Source organism: Paraburkholderia agricolaris, assembly GCF_009455635.1.
Lineage (GTDB): Bacteria > Pseudomonadota > Gammaproteobacteria > Burkholderiales > Burkholderiaceae > Paraburkholderia > Paraburkholderia agricolaris.
In genome coordinates this window covers 2,482,302-2,500,113 of sequence record NZ_QPER01000001.1, presented here as the reverse complement: position 1 = coordinate 2,500,113, position 17,812 = coordinate 2,482,302, and the positions used below count along the sequence as shown (strand labels likewise).

Here is a 17,812-nt window from a genome sequence, read left to right as displayed (position 1 = left end):
CGCGGCGGCCCGCCTGCCGTTCGAAAGCGGACGGTCGCGAGCGCGGTACAATTGCAGGTTGCGTGCGCTGGCTTGGGGTGGTCCTGGCGATCCTCATGATCCATCTCTGGATCCCCGTAGCCCCGCGTCGCACATTCCCCGCTCAATTCCATTTGTGGCCATCGCCATCGCTGCGTGCCTGTCCCGTCTACCGTCCATGTCGCCGACCCGTTTCCGCTTCCGTTCCCCTGCCGCACTCACGCCTTCGATTCCCAAGGCCGGATCTGTCAGCCTTGGCTGACCGGAAGATTCGCGAGCGCAGCTTAGGCGCTGTTCTCGCATGAGCCACCAGCTTTTCCTTGCGCCCATGGAAGGGCTTGCGGACTACGTGTTGCGCGATGTGCTGACCAGCACCGGCGGATTCGATGGCTGCGTGTCTGAATTCGTCCGGGTGACGGGTTCGGTGCTTCCCGAGCGTGTCTACGAGAGGGACACGCCCGAAGTCCTGCACGGGGGCTACACCCCCTTCGGCACGCCGATGGTGATCCAGTTGCTCGGCAGCGATCCAGAATGGATGGCGCTAAATGCGGCCCAGGCGGCCCGGCTGTCGCCGCATGGACTCGATCTGAACTTCGGTTGTCCCGCCAAAGTCGTCAACCGGCACGGCGGCGGCGCGATGTTGCTGGCTCACCCCGAACAACTGAACCGGATCGTTGCGGCCGTTCGCGCCGCGGTGCCTGCCGGCATCCCCGTGACAGCCAAAATGCGGCTCGGCGTGTCCGATACGTCGCTCGCGATCGACTGCGCCACGGCACTGGCCGAAGGCGGCGCGGCCTCCCTTGTCGTGCATGCCAGAACGCGTGACCATGGTTACCGGCCGCCGGCACACTGGGAATGGATCGCGCGTATCGACGAGGCAGTGGACGTGCCGGTCATCGCGAATGGCGAAGTCTGGACGGTAGCCGACTGGGAACGGTGCCGGGCGGTCAGCGGTTGCGCGGATGTGATGATCGGGCGAGGTGCCGTATCGGATCCCTTCCTGGCCTTGCGCGTACGCGGACTGATGGACCGGACGCCGTCCGCTGAGGAATGGCCGGCCGTGCTGGGTCAGCTGGCCGACTATCTGAGAAAGCTGGCAGCTCGCGTCGCGGCTCGCCACGAGCACGGACGCGTCAAAATGTGGCTCAGCTATCTGAAGCGGACCTGGCCGCAGGCCGCCGAACTGCATGCGGCGATCCGGCGCCTGCACGACTCGCGCGAGATTCTTGAGGTGATCGAAAGTGCGCTCGCAGTTGACGATTCGATGCCGGCACATCAACACGCGGCTTCCGGCCTGCCCGAGCCGGCACTGCCTCGCCACTTGACCGGCTACGCGGTCGTCGGCGCGGTACAATAAAGGGTTGCGTGCGCGGGACGCTGTCCGGGCTGTGGTCTTGATGGCCATTGGACCCTCAGCCTTGCCGCACCGTCCCCATTTGTCGTTACCGCTATACGCCGGACCCACCTATGTCGCAGACCATTTCCCCCGCCGTGCCGACGCCTTCTACTCCGAAGGTCGGATTCGTCAGCCTCGGCTGTCCTAAGGCTTTAGTCGATTCCGAACAGATCATCACGCAGTTGCGCGCCGAGGGTTACGAGATCTCCGGCACGTACGACGGCGCGGATCTCGTCGTCGTCAACACCTGCGGCTTCATCGACGAAGCGGTGCAGGAAAGCCTCGACGCGATCGGCGAGGCGCTTAGCGAAAACGGCAAGGTGATCGTTACCGGCTGCCTCGGTGCAAAGCAGAGCGCGAGCGGCTCGAACCTGATCGAAGAAGTGCATCCGAAGGTGCTGGCCGTGACCGGTCCGCACGCGCTCGGCGAAGTGATGCAGGCAGTGCACAACCATTTGCCGAAGCCGCACGATCCGTTCATCGATCTGGTGCCGGCCGCCGGCGTAAAGCTCACGCCGCGCCACTACGCGTACCTGAAGATTTCCGAAGGCTGTAACCACCGCTGTACGTTTTGCATCATCCCGTCGATGCGCGGCGACCTCGTGTCGCGCCCGGTCGCCGACGTGATGCTCGAAGCGGAGAACCTGTTCAAGTCCGGCGTGAAGGAACTGCTGGTGATTTCGCAGGACACGAGCGCGTACGGTGTCGACGTCAAGTACCGCACCGGTTTCTGGAACGGCAAGCCGATCAAGACGCGCATGACCGATCTGGTGGCCGCGTTGGGCGAACTCGCGGCGCAATACGGCGCATGGGTGCGCTTGCACTATGTGTATCCGTATCCGAGCGTCGATGAAGTCATTCCGCTGATGGCTGAAGGTCCGTTCAAGGGCCACGTGCTGCCGTATCTGGACGTACCGTTCCAGCACGCGCATCCGGAAGTGTTGAAGCGCATGAAGCGCCCGGCGAACGCCGAAAAGGTGATGGAGCGCGTAAAGGCGTGGCGCGAAATGTGTCCCGATCTGACGATCCGCAGCACGTTTATCGCCGGCTTCCCGGGTGAGACCGAGGAGCAATTCCAGACGCTGCTCGATTTCATTCGCGAGGCGGAACTGGATCGGGTGGGCTGTTTCGCTTACTCGCCGGTCGAAGGCGCGAGCGCCAACGAACTCGACGGCGCGTTGCCCGATGAAGTGCGTGAAGAACGTCGCGCGCGTTTCATGGAAGTGGCCGAAGAAGTGTCGGCCAAACGGATCGCGAAGAAGGTTGGCAAGACGCTGAAAGTGCTGGTCGACGAAATCAATGCCGACGGCGGCATCGGCCGTACGGCGGCGGATGCGCCCGAGATCGACGGTGTCGTGTACATCGCGCCGACCACCAAGGCGTCCAAACGTTACAAGGTCGGCGATTTCGTCTCGGTGAAGATCACCGGTGCCGATGGCCACGATCTGTGGGGCGAGGTCTAAGCAATGACGATGAGTATGGCCCGCACGCCGGATGGCCGGTCTCCGGACAACCGGCCCCCGGTAAGCCTGCCTCCAGAAGTCCTCGCGCTCGGCGAGGCGATGATCGAATTCAATCAGTCGGCTAAAGATCAGCCGAACTATCTGCAAGGATTCGGCGGCGATACGTCGAACTTCTGCATCGCGGCAGCACGGCAGGGCGCGAAGACGGGTTTCGTGTCGGCCGTCGGCAGCGACCATTTTGGGCGTCTGCTGGTCGATCTGTGGGAACGCGAACAGGTTGACACGTCGCTGGTGCGCGTCGATCCGCATGCGTCCACCGGGGTCTATTTCGTCTCGCACGGTCCCGCAGGCCATGCGTTCGACTATCTGCGCGCGGGGTCGGCCGCGAGCCGCTACGCGCCGCACGATTTGCCGCTCGACGCGATCGCCGCGGCCAAAGTCATCCATTTGTCCGGCATCAGTCTCGCGATCAGTGTGAGCGCGTGCGACGCAGCGTTCGCGGCGATCGAGCACGCGCGGGCAAACGGTGTGCGCGTGAGTTTCGACACCAACCTGCGCCTGAAGCTTTGGCCGCTCGCCCGAGCGCGCGCGGTGATGCTCGAGGCGATTCGTCAAACCGACATCTGCCTGCCGAGCTGGGACGATGTGACTGAACTCACCGGCCTGACCGGCCGTGACGAAATCGTCGATTTTTTGCTGTCGCACGGTCCGCGCGTCGTGGCACTCAAGCTTGGCAGGGAAGGTTCGTACATTGCCACGCCCGATGAGCGGCGCGTCGTGCCGGGCCACGTCGTCAACGCGGTCGATGCGACCGGCGCCGGCGACTGTTTCGGCGGCGCGTTCGTCGCGCGCATCGTCGCGGGCGACGATCCTTTTCAGGCGGCGCGTTATGCGAACGTCGCCGCTGCACTGTCCACGCAAGGTTACGGCGCGGTCGCGCCGATCCCTTTGCGGGCCACAGTCGAACACATCCTGGCCGGCTGACAGCGATGCGCTGCGAGGCGCGCCCCGCAGCCCGGCAAGGCAAGATCATCTTCAGAGACTAAAGAGAGGAGCGAGCGATGCAACGGGACGTAGTGGTGGTAAGCGGTGTGCGTACGGCAATCGGCGGTTTTGGCGGCAGTCTGAAGGATTTTCCGCCAACGGACCTTGGCGCACGCGTCGTGCGTGAAGCGCTGGCGCGCGCGAACGTGTCGGGTGACGAAGTTGGCCACGTGGTGTTCGGCAACGTCGTGCATACCGAACCGAAAGACATGTATCTGGCCCGCGTGGCGGCGATCAACGGCGGCGTTGCGCAACATGCCCCCGCATTGACGGTCAACCGCCTGTGCGGTTCGGGCTTGCAGGCCATCGTCTCGGCCGCGCAAAGCGTGCTGCTCGGCGATGCCGACATTGCGCTCGGCGGCGGAGCGGAAAACATGAGCCGCGCGCCGTACTCGATGCCGGCTGCGCGTTTCGGTCAGCGCATGGGCGATGCGCGCCTCGTCGACATGATGGTCGGCGCGCTGAACGACCCGTTCCAGTCGATCCACATGGGTGTGACCGCTGAGAACGTCGCGCGCAAATACGAAATCTCGCGTGAAACGCAGGACGCGCTTGCGCTCGAATCGCATCGCCGTGCGGCCAATGCGATTACCAGCGGCTACTTCAAGGACCAGATCCTGCCGATCACGATTCCCTCGAAGAAGGGCGACGTCGTGTTCGATACCGACGAACACACGCGCATGAACGCGACGGCAGAAGACTTCTCCAAGTTGAAGCCGGTGTTCGCGAAGGAAAACGGCACGGTGACGGCCGGCAACGCGTCGGGCATCAACGACGCCGCCGCCGCGGTCGTGCTGATGGAGCGTAGCGTCGCTGAGAAGCGCGGCATCAAGCCGCTGGCACGGCTGGTTTCGTACGCTCATGCAGGCGTCGATCCGGCATACATGGGTATCGGTCCGGTGCCGGCAACACGCAAGGCGCTCGAGCGCGCCGGCCTGACGGTTGCCGATCTCGATGTGATCGAAGCGAATGAAGCGTTTGCCGCTCAGGCATGCGCGGTCAGCAAGGAGCTTGGCCTCGATCCGGCCAGGGTCAATCCGAACGGCTCGGGTATTTCGCTTGGCCACCCGATCGGCGCGACCGGCGCGTTGATTACCGTCAAGGCGCTGTATGAATTGCAGCGGATTGGCGGCCGCTATGCGCTGGTGACGATGTGTATCGGCGGCGGGCAGGGCATCGCTGCGATCTTCGAACGGATCTGAAGCAGGGGCAGGGGTGGGGCAGTGCGCTGATTCCCCCTGTTGAACGAGGTCCGGCATTGAGCGGGTAACAAACTGGGCATCGAGCAGTATCGTGCAACAAGGAATGAACGGATGCAGGAATCAAAAGCGATGAAGGGTGCGATGCGTCGGCGCGGTTGGGCCGTATTGAGCGCGGTCGCGCTGCTGTGTGCCGGCGCCGGGGCAATGCTGCCCGCGCAGGCATGGGCGCAAAGCGACGCGGTGAAGGAACTGGCGGCACCGCCGCCGATTCAGTTGCCGCTCAAGCCAAGCCCCGAATTCGCGAAGTTTCCGCGCTACGTTGGCACGCTGGGCAAGCGGCAGATCGTGTTGCGGCTCGGCGCGAAAACCGACGACCCCGCTGGCGTGCATGGCGAGTATCAATACACCGATACCGGCGAGGTGATCCTGATCGCGGGCGACCGCGATGGCGATACGCTCGAAGTCGAGGAATCGAACGATGGCACGCATATCACCGGAAACTGGGTGGGCAAGTTTGCCGCCGACGGTTCGGTGTCGGGCGACCGGATGAACGTCGACGATTCCGACCCGCAGCCGTTCGATCTGAAACCATTGGCAGCCGGGCAGGCCGTGCCGGCCGCTTCAGCGGGCGCCGGTGCGGCGCTCGCACCGCATGCCAGCAGTGCCGCGGCACCCGCTCCGGCGGCGAGTAGCGCTCACGCCGTCGGCGGGGTTAGCAATCTGCAAACCGGCGAGTGAGGCCTATTTACACCATGACTCAATCCAAACTCAAACGCAGCCTGCAAACCCGTGTCGTGCGTGCCGAAGATCAACTCACGCCGGGTTTCGAATCTTTTTCGATGCCGGTTACGCGTGCTTCGACGGTCGTGTTCCCCGATCTCGCGACGATGCGCGCGCTCGACTGGAAAAACGACGCGCAATGGCGCTATGGCCTGCACGCCACGCCCACCTCGCTGGCGCTGGCGCAGCGCCTTGCCACGATCGAAGGCGGTAATCACGCGCTGTTGCAGCCATCGGGGCTGTCGTCGATTTCGAACGTGTACTTCGGTCTCTTGAAGGCCGGCGACGACGTGCTGATTCCCGATAACGTGTACTCGCCGAACCGCGACCACGGCGACTGGCTGGCGCGCGATTTCGGCATCACCGCGCGCTACTACGATCCGATGATCGGCGCGGGGATCGCGGATCTGATCCAGCCGAATACGCGTTTGATCTGGCTGGAAGCACCCGGGTCGGTCACGATGGAAGTGCCCGATGTGCCGGCGATTACCGCCGCTGCACGTGCGCGCAACGTCGTCACGGCGATCGACAACACCTGGTCGGCGGGACTCGGTTTCCGGCCGTTCGACCACGGCGTCGATATCTCGGTGCAGGCCTTGACCAAGTACCAGTCAGGCGGCGGCGACGTGCTGATGGGCGCGACGATCACCGTCGATCGCGAGTTGCATCTGAAGCTGAAGGCCGCGCGCATGCGCACGGGTATCGGTGTGTCGTCGGATGATTGCTCGCTTATTTTGCGCAGTCTGCCGACCATGCGATTGCGTTTCGAGCAGCATGACCGGGCGGCGCTTGAATTGGCCAGATGGCTGAAGACACGCCCGGAAATTGCCGCAGTTTTGCATCCGGCCTTGCCCGACTGTCCGGGGCATGAGTTTTTCAAACGCGACTTTACCGGCGCGGGCGGGTTGTTCTCCGTGGTGTTCGACGCACGGTATAGCGCGGCGCAAATCGACACGTTCTGCGAGTCGCTCGAACTGTTTTCGCTGGGCTGGAGCTGGGGCGGCGCGCACAGTCTTGCGATGCCGTATGAGGTCGCCTCGATGCGCACGGAAGGGCAATGGCCGTATCGCGGTACGTTGGTGCGCTTCTATATCGGTCTGGAAGAAGAGGCCGATTTGCGCGCGGATATCGAACAGTGTCTGGTGGCCCTGGGGTAAGTATCTGAGCTGCGAGGCTGATTGCTGAAGCTTGAGTAAGCCCATCGGGACCGGTTCCCGATGGGCTTTTTAGTTTGTCGAGATAACCAGTAAGCCTAACCATTCGGCCGAATGGTCGATGCCAGATCTCGACGCTACGATGGTGCGTACCGTGACTAACGAATATCGCACGATGGTGAGTTTCGATGAATCTATTTTTCTGGATGTTGCTGAATCTTGGCGTGCCGATTGTCGCCCCGATCTTTACGCTGGCGCTCGTCGCACCCACGCACCGCTGGCGCGTCGCGAAGAGGTTGATCGCCGCATCGGTGAAAGACGGCCAACTGTTCTGGTGCGCAATCGGGCTATGTGCGGCTGCGGTTTATGAGGCGGTGAGCGCGCTCGAGCGGGGAAGTGGTGTGGCGGCTATTCTCGCGCTTGCTATCGCCGGCTTCTGCGTGCTGGCGTTCGTCTGTTCGACAATCGTGATGTCGTCCCTCGTGAATGCACATCACGAGCGGATGGCTACATGCATTCATGACAGACAGAAACGGTTTGTCGCAGGGGCGTTATCGCGCGTGGCGATTGGGATTTCGATTCTCACCTCCTCCTTCGCTGCTATTTTGTTTGCAATCCTACACGTGCGCCTGATTTAGATTTTCTAGATAACGTAGGTTTTATACTGATCTACTTACGGGAGGCACTCATGCACAAAATTTTTACGTATCTGGAGTCTGACGAAAATTACGCCCGCGTTCTGAAATGGGCGACCGTCGTGATATGCGCCACAGCGATCTACATGCTGGGCGTGTTTGCAATAGGTTTCTGAACAAATAACGCTCGTCTCCGCGTTGGCCGCCATTGCGCCGGCCAACGCAAAACCAAAGCTTCAGAACAACCGCAGCAGCCCATCCAGTCCAACGTAATTGAACGCCACACTGGCCGCTTCGCGTACCACCGGCTTCGCGCGGAATGCGACGGAAAGTCCTGCGGCAGCCATCATTTTCAGATCGTTCGAACCGTCACCCATCGCAATCGCGCACGTCGGTTCGATCCCCAGTTCGGCGCATGTCTCGCGTAGCGTGCGTGCCTTCACGTCAGCGTTGACGATCTCGCCGGTTACGTTACCGGTCAACTTGCCATCAACGATCTCAAGCGTATTCGCGCGAGTGAAATCGAGGCCGAGCCGGGTCTTCAGTTTCTCGGTGAAGAACGTGAATCCGCCGGACACCAGCAGTGTTTTCAATCCCGCGGCTTTCGCACCGGCCAGCATCTGTTCGGCGCCGGGCGAGAGTTGCAGCCGTTCGTCGTAAACGCGTTCGAGCGCGCCGGCGTCGAGTCCTTTGAGCAGTGCCACGCGGCGCGTCAGGCTCTCGTTGAAGTCCTTGATTTCGCCGCGCATCGACGCTTCAGTAATCGCCGCAACTTCTGCTTTCAAACCGCAGAAGTCGGCGATTTCGTCGATGCATTCGATCGTGATCAGCGTCGAGTCCATGTCCATCGCGACGAGGCCGAAGTCACGCAGCTGGCGGCCGGGTTCGACAAACGCGTAGTCCAGTTGGTGCGTGCCGCAATAGACCTCGAGGTCGGCGCGCTGTGCAAGGTTCGCGTTGGCGATGCGAATCGCGTTCGCGTCGATGACGGCGGCGTGCGAGCCACGCGCGAGTGCGACGAGCGTTTTGTGGTGGTCGGCGGAAAGGGGCGCGGTGCTTTGGATGACGAGGTTCATGGACGACGACGCATTGACGCGGAAAGGGACGGGCGCGCGGTTCGCGCGGAAAATTCCGCCATTGTAACGGTTCGGCGGTGCGCTACCCGTGCGCTATCCGTTAGGCGCGGATAGCCGGCCCGGCATGGAAACCCGCGAGGCAGCCCATCGCGTGTTCCGCCAGGCATTCCACCGTGCAATCATCGAGCCGCCGCGTCATACTGGCGCTTCGAACGATGCCCCGCAGGCGAGTGGGCCTTGGCCGGTTCCGCAGCGCCCAGGAGGCGCGCGGCGAGCCGCACACGGTACGCATTGACGCCTGCGAAGAGGCGGATTACCACACGGAGACAAGACATGCCCCCTGCGACCGCCAGTGACGCGTCCATCCTCGCACGCGATTTCGATCTGCGTCATTTGAGCCCCACCTTCCATGCCGATCCGTACCCCGTCTACCACGCGTTGCGCAGCTATGAACCGGTCAAACGCATGCCGGACGGCTCACTGTTTCTGACGCGTTTTCGCGACGTGCAAGCGGTCTACCGCGACCCGAAAACTTTCAGTTCCGACAAGACCGTCGAATTCAAGCCGAAATACGGCGACTCTCCGCTTTACGCCCATCACACCACCAGTCTCGTCTTCAACGATCCGCCGCGGCACACGCGGGTGCGCAAATTGATCGCCGGCGCGCTGACGGCGCGCGCGATCGCGGCCATGGAGCCGGGGCTGATCCGTCTTGTCGACGGCTTGCTCGATGCCGCTGCGGCGCGTGGCCGGATCGATCTGATCGGCGAGTTCGCGTCGGCGATTCCGGTCGAGGTCATCGGCAATCTGCTGGATGTGCCGCACGCTGAGCGCGAACCGTTGCGCGACTGGTCGCTGGCGATACTCGGCGCGCTTGAACCGTCGCTAAGCGAGGCGCAACTCGAACGCGGTAACCGCGCGGTTAGCGAATTCATCGATTATTTGCGCGATCTGGTGGCGCGGCGTCGGCGCGAGCCCGGCGATCCGCAGCACGATGTGCTGACGCGTCTAATCCAAGGCGAGCAGGGCGGTGAGCAATTATCGGAAGCGGAACTGCTGCAAAACTGCATTTTCATTCTGAACGCCGGTCATGAGACAACGACGAATCTGATCGGTAACGGTCTCGTTACGCTTACCGACTGGCCGGAACAACGTGCCGCCTTACAGCGCGAACCGTCGCTGGTCGAGTCGGCGGTCGAAGAGTGTTTGCGGTTCGAGAGTTCGAATCAGCTGGGCAACCGCATGGCAACCGTGGACACGGAGATCGGCGGTCTGGCAGTGCCACGCGGGACGCCCGTCACGCTGTGCATCGGCGCGGCCAATCGCGACCCTGAACAGTTCGCTGAGCCCGATCGCTTCGACATCCGCCGCGATCCGAACCGCCATCTGGCGTTCGGCTTCGGTATTCACCAATGCGCGGGCTTGTCGCTCGCGCGACTCGAGGCGCGGATCGCCATTGGACGCTTCGTGCAGCGCTTTCCGGCGTATCGTCTCGACGGCGAACCGACCCGCGGCGGACGCGTACGGTTTCGCGGCTTTGCCGCGGTGCCGGTCGAACTCGAACCCGGGGCCGGTGGATGACGATCGGCGGGTGTCGAACACCGCTCAACGCACACCGTTGAATCGTCCATCAGCGCCGTATCTTTTGCCGACATCACGCAAGACTTACAGCCGCTGCCCGTGGCAGCCGGTGCTGCGCAGCCGGCGATCGCGCCAGAAACCGTGACAGCCAGCGCGGCGCCCCACCCGTGACAGTATAGGAAACCGTGGCACGCTTGCTGCTTCACCCAAGATCCTAGGCCTTGGGGAGCGCACGATGGCACACATGATATGGAAGGGCGCAATCAGCTTCGGCCTTGTCCACGTACCGGTGCAGTTGTATCCGGCGACGCAGTCGGAGAAAGTCGGCTTCAATCTGCTGGACAAGCGCACGATCGATCCGATCGGCTACAAGCAGATCAACAAGCGCACCGGCAAGGAGGTGGCGCGCGATAACATCGTGCGCGGTTTCGAGTACGAAAAGGACAAGTACGTCGTCCTCTCGGACGATGAAATTCGCGCGGCCAATCCCGAGTCGACGCAGACGGTCGATATCCTCGCATTCGTCGACGCCCCGGACATCTCGTTCCTCTATCTCGACACGCCTTACTTCCTGACGCCCGATCGCAAGGGCGAAAAGGTGTACGCGCTGCTGCGCGAGGCGATGAAAGCGTCCGGCAAGATCGGTGTGGCGAGCGTCGTACTGCACAACAAGCAGCATCTCGCCGCGCTGATTCCGGTCGGGCCGATGCTGGCGTTGAATACCCTGCGCTGGGCCGCCGAGGTCCGCGATTTCGATGAGTTCAAACTGCCACCCGAAGGGATGAAGGCGGCCGGCGTCAGCGCGCGCGAACTCGACATGGCGAAGAAGCTGATCAACGACATGAGCGATAAGTGGGATCCGTCGCAGTATCACGACACGTTTCACGACGACATCATGGCGCTGGTCGAGCGAAAAATTCGTGCGGGAAAGACCGAGGAAATCACCGAAGTCGAAGCGCCGCGCGAATCGCGCCGATCCGCCGATATTCTCGATCTGTCCGACCTGCTCAAACGCAGCCTCGGCCGCGGCAAGGGCAAGCCGGCGGCGGGTGCGCGCAAGCATGCGACGGACGATGACGACGAGGCTGCCGATACAAGCGATACCACCGATGCCGATGCCGATGCCGAGCCGGCCACGCGAGCACGTAAGAAGCCGCGCGCGGCGCGCACGGCAAGTACTACGAGCCGAAGCGGTGGTGGGAAGCGGGGCAGCGCTAGTGCGAAGGCGGCGCCGTCGGCACACAAACGGCGCGCGGCTGCCTGATCGATCGCTGGCTCGCTAACACCTCGCTGGTTCGACCCACGACGTACTCACTGCCATGAAAGACCGGCTCGATCTCTACAACCGCAAGCGGCGCTTCGACGAAACGCCGGAGCCGTCAGGCGCGGCTGTGCGCAAGAAGGGCCGCGCGATGGCGGCGCGCGCATCGAGCGAGGCGCTGTCGTACGTGATTCAGGAGCACCACGCGCGGCGCTTGCACTACGACTTCCGGCTCGAACTGAATGGCACCTTGCTGTCGTGGGCGGTGCCCAAGGGGCCGAGCCTCGATCCGTCGGTGAAGCGGCTTGCGGTGCATGTCGAGGATCATCCTGTGGAATATGGCTCGTTCGAAGGCGAGATTCCGCCGGGGCACTACGGTGCGGGAACGGTGATGGTATGGGACCGGGGGACATGGGAGCCGAACGGCGGCGCGGCGGAAGCCGCCAGGTCGTATCAGGCGGGCAAGCTCAAATTCCATCTCCACGGCGAAAAACTACACGGCGGCTGGACGCTGGTGCGCAGTCACATGCGCGGCAGCGGCGACAAGGAGCAGTGGCTGCTGATCAAGGAGCGCGACGATGAAGCCCGTAGCGAGAGTGAATATGACGTCGTGACGGCGTGCCCGGGCCGCGTGTTGAATGGCCGTGCGCGAACCGGCAGGCGCGCGGGACCCACAACCCGGGCGACCCCAACGAAGACTGTGGACGAGTCTACGCGTGGGCGCGCAAGCGCAAAAAGGGCCGCGAGCACGACGCAGGCGATTGCCGCTTCCCCTTCGATCGAAGGCGCGGTCAAAGCCGCATTACCCGCCACGTTCAAGCCGCAACTGGCGACGCTCGTCGACACCGCGCCACCCGGCGACGAATGGGCCTACGAAATCAAGTTCGACGGTTATCGCGTGCTGGCCCGCATCGATCGAAAAGCGAAGACCCGTGCGGTCAAGGTGTTCACGCGCGCGGGCAACGACTGGACCGCGAAGTTCGGCGAGCAGGTGAAGGCGTTCGAACAACTCGACATCGAAAGCGGTTGGCTCGACGGCGAGGCCGTGGTGCTCGATGAAAGCGGTCTGCCGAGTTTTCAGGCGCTGCAGAACGCGTTTGATTCGAACCGCCCGCAAGACGTTGTGATCTATCTGTTCGACGTCCCGTTTCTGAACGGCTATGACTTGCGCAACGTGCCGCTCGAACAGCGCCGCGCGATTTTGCGCGCGGTAATGGATGAGCACGACAAGGATAAGCACGACAAGGATAAGCACGACGGCGGCGTGCTCCGCTTCTCCAACGACTTCGCGTTCAGTGCCGACGAACTATTGAAGAGTGCATGCGACGTAGCGCTCGAAGGGATTATCGGCAAACGGCGCGATAGCGGCTACGCATCGGGACGCTCGTCCGCGTGGATCAAATTGAAGTGCCGGCGGCGCCAGGAGTTCGTGATCGGCGGCTATTCGGAACCGGCCGGCCGCCGTGCGGCGTTCGGTGCGTTGTTGCTTGGTATCTACGACAACGCAGGCAAATTGCGCTACGCCGGACGTGTCGGCACGGGCTTCGATACTGCCTTGCTGGGCTCGATCAAGAAGGCGCTCGACGTACACGAGATCAGGCAGATGCCGTTTGCCAGCGCGCCGCGCGAACGCAGCCGCACGCCGGTGCATTGGGTCGAGCCGGTGCTCGTTTGCGAATGCAACTTCGCTGAATGGACGAGCGACGGCATCGTGCGGCAGGCATCGTTCGTGAGTCTGCGTAACGACAAACCGGCACGGCAAATTATCAAGGAAGATCCTCGTCAAGGAGCCGACGTGCAAGAGCGAACTGATACCGCATCCGAAACCGTGCCGAAGAAGCGCACGTCGAAATCAAAAAACGCCGCGGCACCGGCTGAAGTCGCCGGCGTGCGCGTCTCGCATCCCGACCGCATCATCGATAAGAGCACCGGCGTCCGGAAAATCGATCTCGTGCACTACTACGAATCGGTCGCCGACTGGATGCTGCCGCATCTGCATGACAGGCCGGTATCGCTGGTGCGCGCGCCTGAGGACATCGGCGGCGAACTGTTTTTCCAGAAGCACAGCCAGAAACTGTCGATCCCCAACGTCACGCAGCATCCCGGGCTCGACCCCGGCCATCCGCCGCTGATCACTGTCGACACACTCAAGGCGCTGGTCGGCGCCGCGCAAATGGGTACCGTTGAATTTCATACATGGAACGCGGTGGTGTCGAACATCGAAAAACCGGATCGCATGGTGTTCGATCTCGACCCCGGCGCGTCGCTCGGTTGGGAGCGGATGATCGAGGCCGCGCAACTGACCCGCTCGCTGCTCGAAGAACTTGGACTGAACTCGTTCTGCAAGACCAGCGGCGGCAAAGGCTTCCACGTGGTGGTGCCGCTTGCGAAGCAGGCCGGTTGGGACGAAGTAAAAGCGTTCTCGCAAGCGGTCGCCCAGCATATGGCGACGACGTTGCCCACGCATTTCAGCGCGAAGATGGGTGCGCAGAATCGCAAGCGGAAGATCTTTGTCGATTACCTGCGCAACAACCGCGGCTCAAGCACGGTAGCCGCATTCTCGGCACGCGCCCGGCCGGGCTTGGGCGTTTCAGTACCGCTCTCATGGGACGAAGTCGCAACCACGACGAGCGGCGATCAGTGGACCATCGAAAACGTGCACGAGCGTCTCAAGGATCTCAAGCGCGACCCGTGGGCGGGCTACGCGAAAACGCGTCAGCGCATTACGGCGGCAATGAAAAAACGTCTGGATGAAGCGCAGTGAACGGATCCAGCCGGCCTTATTCAACTTGAAAGAGGAGCAAACCATGAAGACCTCACCGCAATCATCCAACGGCGACAAGCAAGCCGACCCGCACACAAAGAAGCGTCCTCTCGAAGAGTCATCAGCACCGTTGCCGCATGAAACCGATCAGGATCCGGAATCGCAACATGACGGCGATCCGCGTCGCGTCGGCAAGCAGGCGCATCGCGACATCGAGCGCGGACTGAAGGACACGGACCGCCGCGGCGGCGACGAGTATCAGCAGAAAACCCAGAACGACTCGCACGCGGACGTCAACTCCGATCACAAACCCGGCAGTGGCGGGCGCGGCAAGCACTGACGGTGCGCCACGCGCGTTGACCGGAGCGGCTCACTCCGGTTCCACATCCCAATACGGCGGGTCGCCGAAATGCGCAGCGAGGAACTCGATGAATGCGAGTGTCCTCGGCGGCACGAACGCACGGCTCGGATAGACCGCCCAGATCGCCACCTGCTCCGCGAGCGGATAGGTGTCGAGCACGCTCACCAGCTCGCCGCTGTGCAGATAGGGCGCTACATCCCAGGTCGATTTGAGTGCGATGCCGAAACCGGCCAGCAACGCGTCGCGAATGACTTCACCGTTGTCGACAACGAGGCGTCCGCTCACGCGCACCTCGAGCGGACCGGCGGGCGTTACGAAGGCCCAGTCGCGCTGGTCGGACAGGATCATGCATTCGTGCCGGGCGAGGTCCGAAGGATGGTGCGGCGTGCCACGCGCAGCGAGGTAGGCGGGGGCGGCGCACAGCACGCGCCGGTTCACGGCGAGACGCCGCGCCACCAGCGACGAATCCTTAAGCACGCCGACGCGGATTGCTACATCGATACCGGCGTCGACCAGATCGACCAGCTGATCCGTCAGCCGCAGATCGACGCTCACGCCGGGATAGCGGCGCAGAAATTCGCTGATCACCGGTGACACGTGCTGCCGCCCGAACGACGACGGCATGGACACTCGCAAGCGCCCCTGCGGTTCGGCCTGCGCGCGTCCCACCGAAGCGCGGGCGGCATCGGCCGCGTCGAGCAGCGTCTGGGCGCGGGTCATGAAAACCTCGCCATCCTGCGTGAGACTGATGCGGCGAGTGGTCCGATGCAGCAGACGCGCGCCGAGGCGCTTTTCCAGTTGCGCGATGCGCGAACTGGCCACCGCCGCCGACAAGCCGAATTCGCGGCCGGCCGCCGACACGTTGGCGAGCAGGGCGGCTCGCACGAACAGTGCGACGTCGAGCAGATCGAGCCGTTCCCGCTCGTTGTGTCGGGCGTTTACGCTGGATTTTGCAGCGGGTTGTGCCGGGTTATCAGAATGGGCCATTCTTCTGAAATTCAAAAAGATGTTTCAGTCATTATGACGCTTTTATGAGAATAAGAACCGCCTTAGCATGACGTCAATGCGATCGATTGGCAGTCACGGCGCCCAGGCGCCGCCGGCAATCGATCGCCGGTCTCTCAACCTCATTTGAAACAACAGGAGCTGTGATGAAAGCCGTGGGTCTCTATCGCTATTTGCCGATCGATCAAGCCGAGTCTCTGGTCGACGTCGATATTCCCCAACCCGAAGCCAGCGGCCGCGATTTGCTGGTGAAGGTCGAGGCCATTTCCGTCAATCCGGTCGATTACAAGGTGCGGTCGCCGAAAGACACTATCGAGCAAGCGCCGCGCGTGCTTGGCTGGGACGCCGCCGGCACGGTGGCGGCGGTCGGGCCGGACGTGACGCTGTTCAAGGTCGGCGATCCGGTTTTTTATGCGGGCAGCATCACGCGGCCAGGTGCGAACAGCGAGTTCCATCTGGTCGACGAGCGCATTGTCGGGCGTAAGCCGGCATCGCTCGATTTCACGCACGCAGCCGCGTTGCCACTGACCGCGATCACCGCCTGGGAGGCGCTCTTCGACCGCCTCGGGGTCTCGCCGCAAGGCGCGGACGAAGGCCGCACGGTGCTCATCATCGGCGGGGCGGGAGGGGTCGGCTCGATCGGCATTCAACTGGCCAAACAGCTGGCGAAGTTGAAGGTAATCGCGACCGCCTCGCGTCCCGAATCGGCGAAGTGGGCGACCGAGCTGGGCGCGGATCATATCGTCGATCACTTCGGCGATATGCCCGCGCAGTTGAAAAAACTCGGCATCGAGCAGGTCGACTACGTGCTGATCTTCAACGATACCGACAGGAATTTCCCGGCCGCCGCCGAAGTGCTCAAACCGCAGGGCGGCATTTGCACGATCGTCGAAAATAGCCAGCCGCTGCCGGTCGAATTATTGAAGACGAAAAGCGCAGCGTTCCACTGGGAGTTCATGTTCACGCGTTCCATGTTCGGCACGCCCGACATGATCGAGCAGCACAAGCTGCTGACCGAAGTGGCGCGTCTGGTCGATGCGGGCACGTTGCGCACGACGGTTGGTCAGGAACTCGGCAAGATCAACGCGGAGAATTTGCGCCGGGCGCATCGGCTGCTCGAGGAGGGGCGCGCGATCGGCAAGCTGGTGCTGACAGGTTTCTGAGCCGGGCAGGTTTTCACGGAGTTGAGCGGTTCTGTCAGATCGCGCGCGCAGAAAACGTCTCATTGCAAGCGGGGTAATACCCGATTCGTATGAGGCGCGCGCGGCGCCGCTTGGCGGTAGACTGGTGGGGCATCATGCTAAAACAGTTGCGTGTCTCGCGGACCCGGCATCAATCAGGTTTCGGTCAGGCGGTGTATCGGCAGTAGCGCTTGAGCGGGCGCGCAGCGGTACAACAACGAGGTGACAGTATGAGCTTCAGCTTCAAACTCTCCGCCGTTTCAGTTGTTGCTTCTCTCGCATGCGCGCTTGCGCCCGGCATGCTCGTGACGGCGGCTCACGCCGCCACGCCGATCACGGTGACGTCACAGTCGGCCCTCGACGGTCCGATCCGTTACACGGTTCGCGTTACGTCGAAACAATTCGGCAATTCACAGGAAACCCGCACGATCCGCTCCGGCGAATCGGACGACTTCACGTGGAAAACCGTGCCGCCAGGCGGCCCCGTACCTGCCGCGGATAGCTGCCCGAATTATTCGTCGCTCCCGACCGACTCCAATGGCGCGATGATTCGTCAAACGCAGATCCGCTTTGCGCCGGTGGTCGGCGGCGACGGCACCGCGTCCGTGCAATTGAGCTTCCAGGCGCAGACGCCGCATGGCGTGAAGACCGTGACGAGTGGCGGCAAAACGCTCAAGTGTCCGAACGAGGTGAGCGTCAGCCAGATTCTGCGTTTTACGATGCCGACCAATGGCAGTACGAAAACGCTGACGCTCAATGACGGCACCGAACTGGCGGTCACTGCGAAACGTTGACGGGCGCGTGCTGAACAGTGCGTGATGCGGGTGCGGCCGTGTGCCGGTCGGCAGCGGCCGCTGCTGTCGTTGTGGTTGTCGTCAGGCAGGCAGACAG

General features: G+C 62.7%; 15 protein-coding genes. 13 read left to right on the top strand and 2 right to left on the bottom strand.

Annotated features, from left to right (window positions below; translation table 11 throughout):
• Nucleotides 1-346 precede the first annotated feature (346 nt).
• The 7 genes from GH665_RS11160 (at nucleotide 347) to GH665_RS11130 (ending at nucleotide 7,695) form a co-directional block, all read left to right on the top strand.
• The gene (locus GH665_RS11160) at nucleotides 347-1,375 is read left to right on the top strand and encodes a tRNA dihydrouridine synthase (RefSeq protein WP_153138386.1); all 1,029 of its coding nucleotides are present in this window, start codon (nucleotides 347-349) and stop codon (nucleotides 1,373-1,375) included.
• 110 nt (nucleotides 1,376-1,485) lie between these two features.
• Nucleotides 1,486-2,877 carry a 30S ribosomal protein S12 methylthiotransferase RimO gene (gene rimO, locus GH665_RS11155; protein ID WP_153135911.1) on the top strand — a complete coding sequence of 464 codons (1,392 nt, stop codon included), beginning with the start codon at nucleotides 1,486-1,488 and terminating at the stop codon, nucleotides 2,875-2,877.
• Nucleotides 2,878-2,892: 15 nt separating this feature from the next.
• The gene (locus GH665_RS11150) at nucleotides 2,893-3,861 is read left to right on the top strand and encodes a sugar kinase (RefSeq protein WP_425496048.1); all 969 of its coding nucleotides are present in this window, start codon (nucleotides 2,893-2,895) and stop codon (nucleotides 3,859-3,861) included.
• Nucleotides 3,862-3,938: 77 nt separating this feature from the next.
• Nucleotides 3,939-5,123: a beta-ketothiolase BktB gene (gene bktB / locus GH665_RS11145; RefSeq protein ID WP_153135909.1), complete on the top strand. Its 1,185-nt coding sequence runs from the start codon at nucleotides 3,939-3,941 to the stop codon at nucleotides 5,121-5,123.
• Nucleotides 5,124-5,234: 111 nt separating this feature from the next.
• Nucleotides 5,235-5,861: a hypothetical protein gene (locus GH665_RS11140; protein WP_153135908.1), complete on the top strand. Its 627-nt coding sequence runs from the start codon at nucleotides 5,235-5,237 to the stop codon at nucleotides 5,859-5,861.
• Nucleotides 5,862-5,875: 14 nt separating this feature from the next.
• Nucleotides 5,876-7,060, top strand: coding sequence for a cystathionine beta-lyase (locus GH665_RS11135; RefSeq protein WP_153135907.1), 1,185 nt, complete (start codon nucleotides 5,876-5,878; stop codon nucleotides 7,058-7,060).
• Nucleotides 7,061-7,245: 185 nt separating this feature from the next.
• Complete coding sequence (locus tag GH665_RS11130) at nucleotides 7,246-7,695, top strand: hypothetical protein (RefSeq protein WP_153135906.1); 450 nt, start codon at nucleotides 7,246-7,248, stop codon at nucleotides 7,693-7,695.
• Between the two features lie 233 nt (nucleotides 7,696-7,928).
• Here the strand turns inward: GH665_RS11130 and serB are convergent, their stop codons facing one another.
• Entirely contained in the window at nucleotides 7,929-8,768 is an 840-nt protein-coding gene (gene serB, locus GH665_RS11125; protein WP_153135905.1) for a phosphoserine phosphatase SerB, read from the bottom strand.
• A gap of 333 nt (nucleotides 8,769-9,101) precedes the next feature.
• Here serB and GH665_RS11120 point away from each other — a divergent pair, with 333 nt between their 5' ends.
• The 4 genes from GH665_RS11120 (at nucleotide 9,102) to GH665_RS11105 (ending at nucleotide 14,714) form a co-directional block, all read left to right on the top strand.
• The gene (locus tag GH665_RS11120) at nucleotides 9,102-10,349 is read left to right on the top strand and encodes a cytochrome P450 (protein ID WP_153135904.1); all 1,248 of its coding nucleotides are present in this window, start codon (nucleotides 9,102-9,104) and stop codon (nucleotides 10,347-10,349) included.
• A gap of 235 nt (nucleotides 10,350-10,584) precedes the next feature.
• Nucleotides 10,585-11,613: a non-homologous end joining protein Ku gene (gene ku, locus GH665_RS11115; RefSeq protein ID WP_153135903.1), complete on the top strand. Its 1,029-nt coding sequence runs from the start codon at nucleotides 10,585-10,587 to the stop codon at nucleotides 11,611-11,613.
• Nucleotides 11,614-11,668: 55 nt separating this feature from the next.
• On the top strand, nucleotides 11,669-14,374 hold the full coding sequence (ligD, locus tag GH665_RS11110; RefSeq protein WP_153135902.1) for a DNA ligase D: 2,706 nt from the start codon (nucleotides 11,669-11,671) through the stop codon (nucleotides 14,372-14,374).
• A 43-nt stretch (nucleotides 14,375-14,417) separates the two neighbouring features.
• A complete protein-coding gene (locus GH665_RS11105) occupies nucleotides 14,418-14,714 on the top strand; it encodes a hypothetical protein (protein ID WP_153135901.1) in 297 nt (98 codons plus the stop codon).
• 30 nt (nucleotides 14,715-14,744) lie between these two features.
• Here the strand turns inward: GH665_RS11105 and GH665_RS11100 are convergent, their stop codons facing one another.
• Nucleotides 14,745-15,722: a LysR family transcriptional regulator gene (locus GH665_RS11100; protein ID WP_153135900.1), complete on the bottom strand. Its 978-nt coding sequence runs from the start codon at nucleotides 15,720-15,722 to the stop codon at nucleotides 14,745-14,747.
• A 164-nt stretch (nucleotides 15,723-15,886) separates the two neighbouring features.
• Between GH665_RS11100 and GH665_RS11095 the strand changes: the two genes are divergently transcribed.
• Nucleotides 15,887-16,903, top strand: a complete 1,017-nt coding sequence (locus tag GH665_RS11095) for a zinc-binding alcohol dehydrogenase family protein (protein WP_153135899.1) — start codon at nucleotides 15,887-15,889, stop codon at nucleotides 16,901-16,903.
• Nucleotides 16,904-17,151: 248 nt separating this feature from the next.
• The gene (locus GH665_RS11090; RefSeq protein WP_153135898.1) at nucleotides 17,152-17,715 is read left to right on the top strand and encodes a DUF6013 family protein; all 564 of its coding nucleotides are present in this window, start codon (nucleotides 17,152-17,154) and stop codon (nucleotides 17,713-17,715) included.
• The last annotated feature ends 97 nt before the right edge of the window (nucleotides 17,716-17,812 follow it).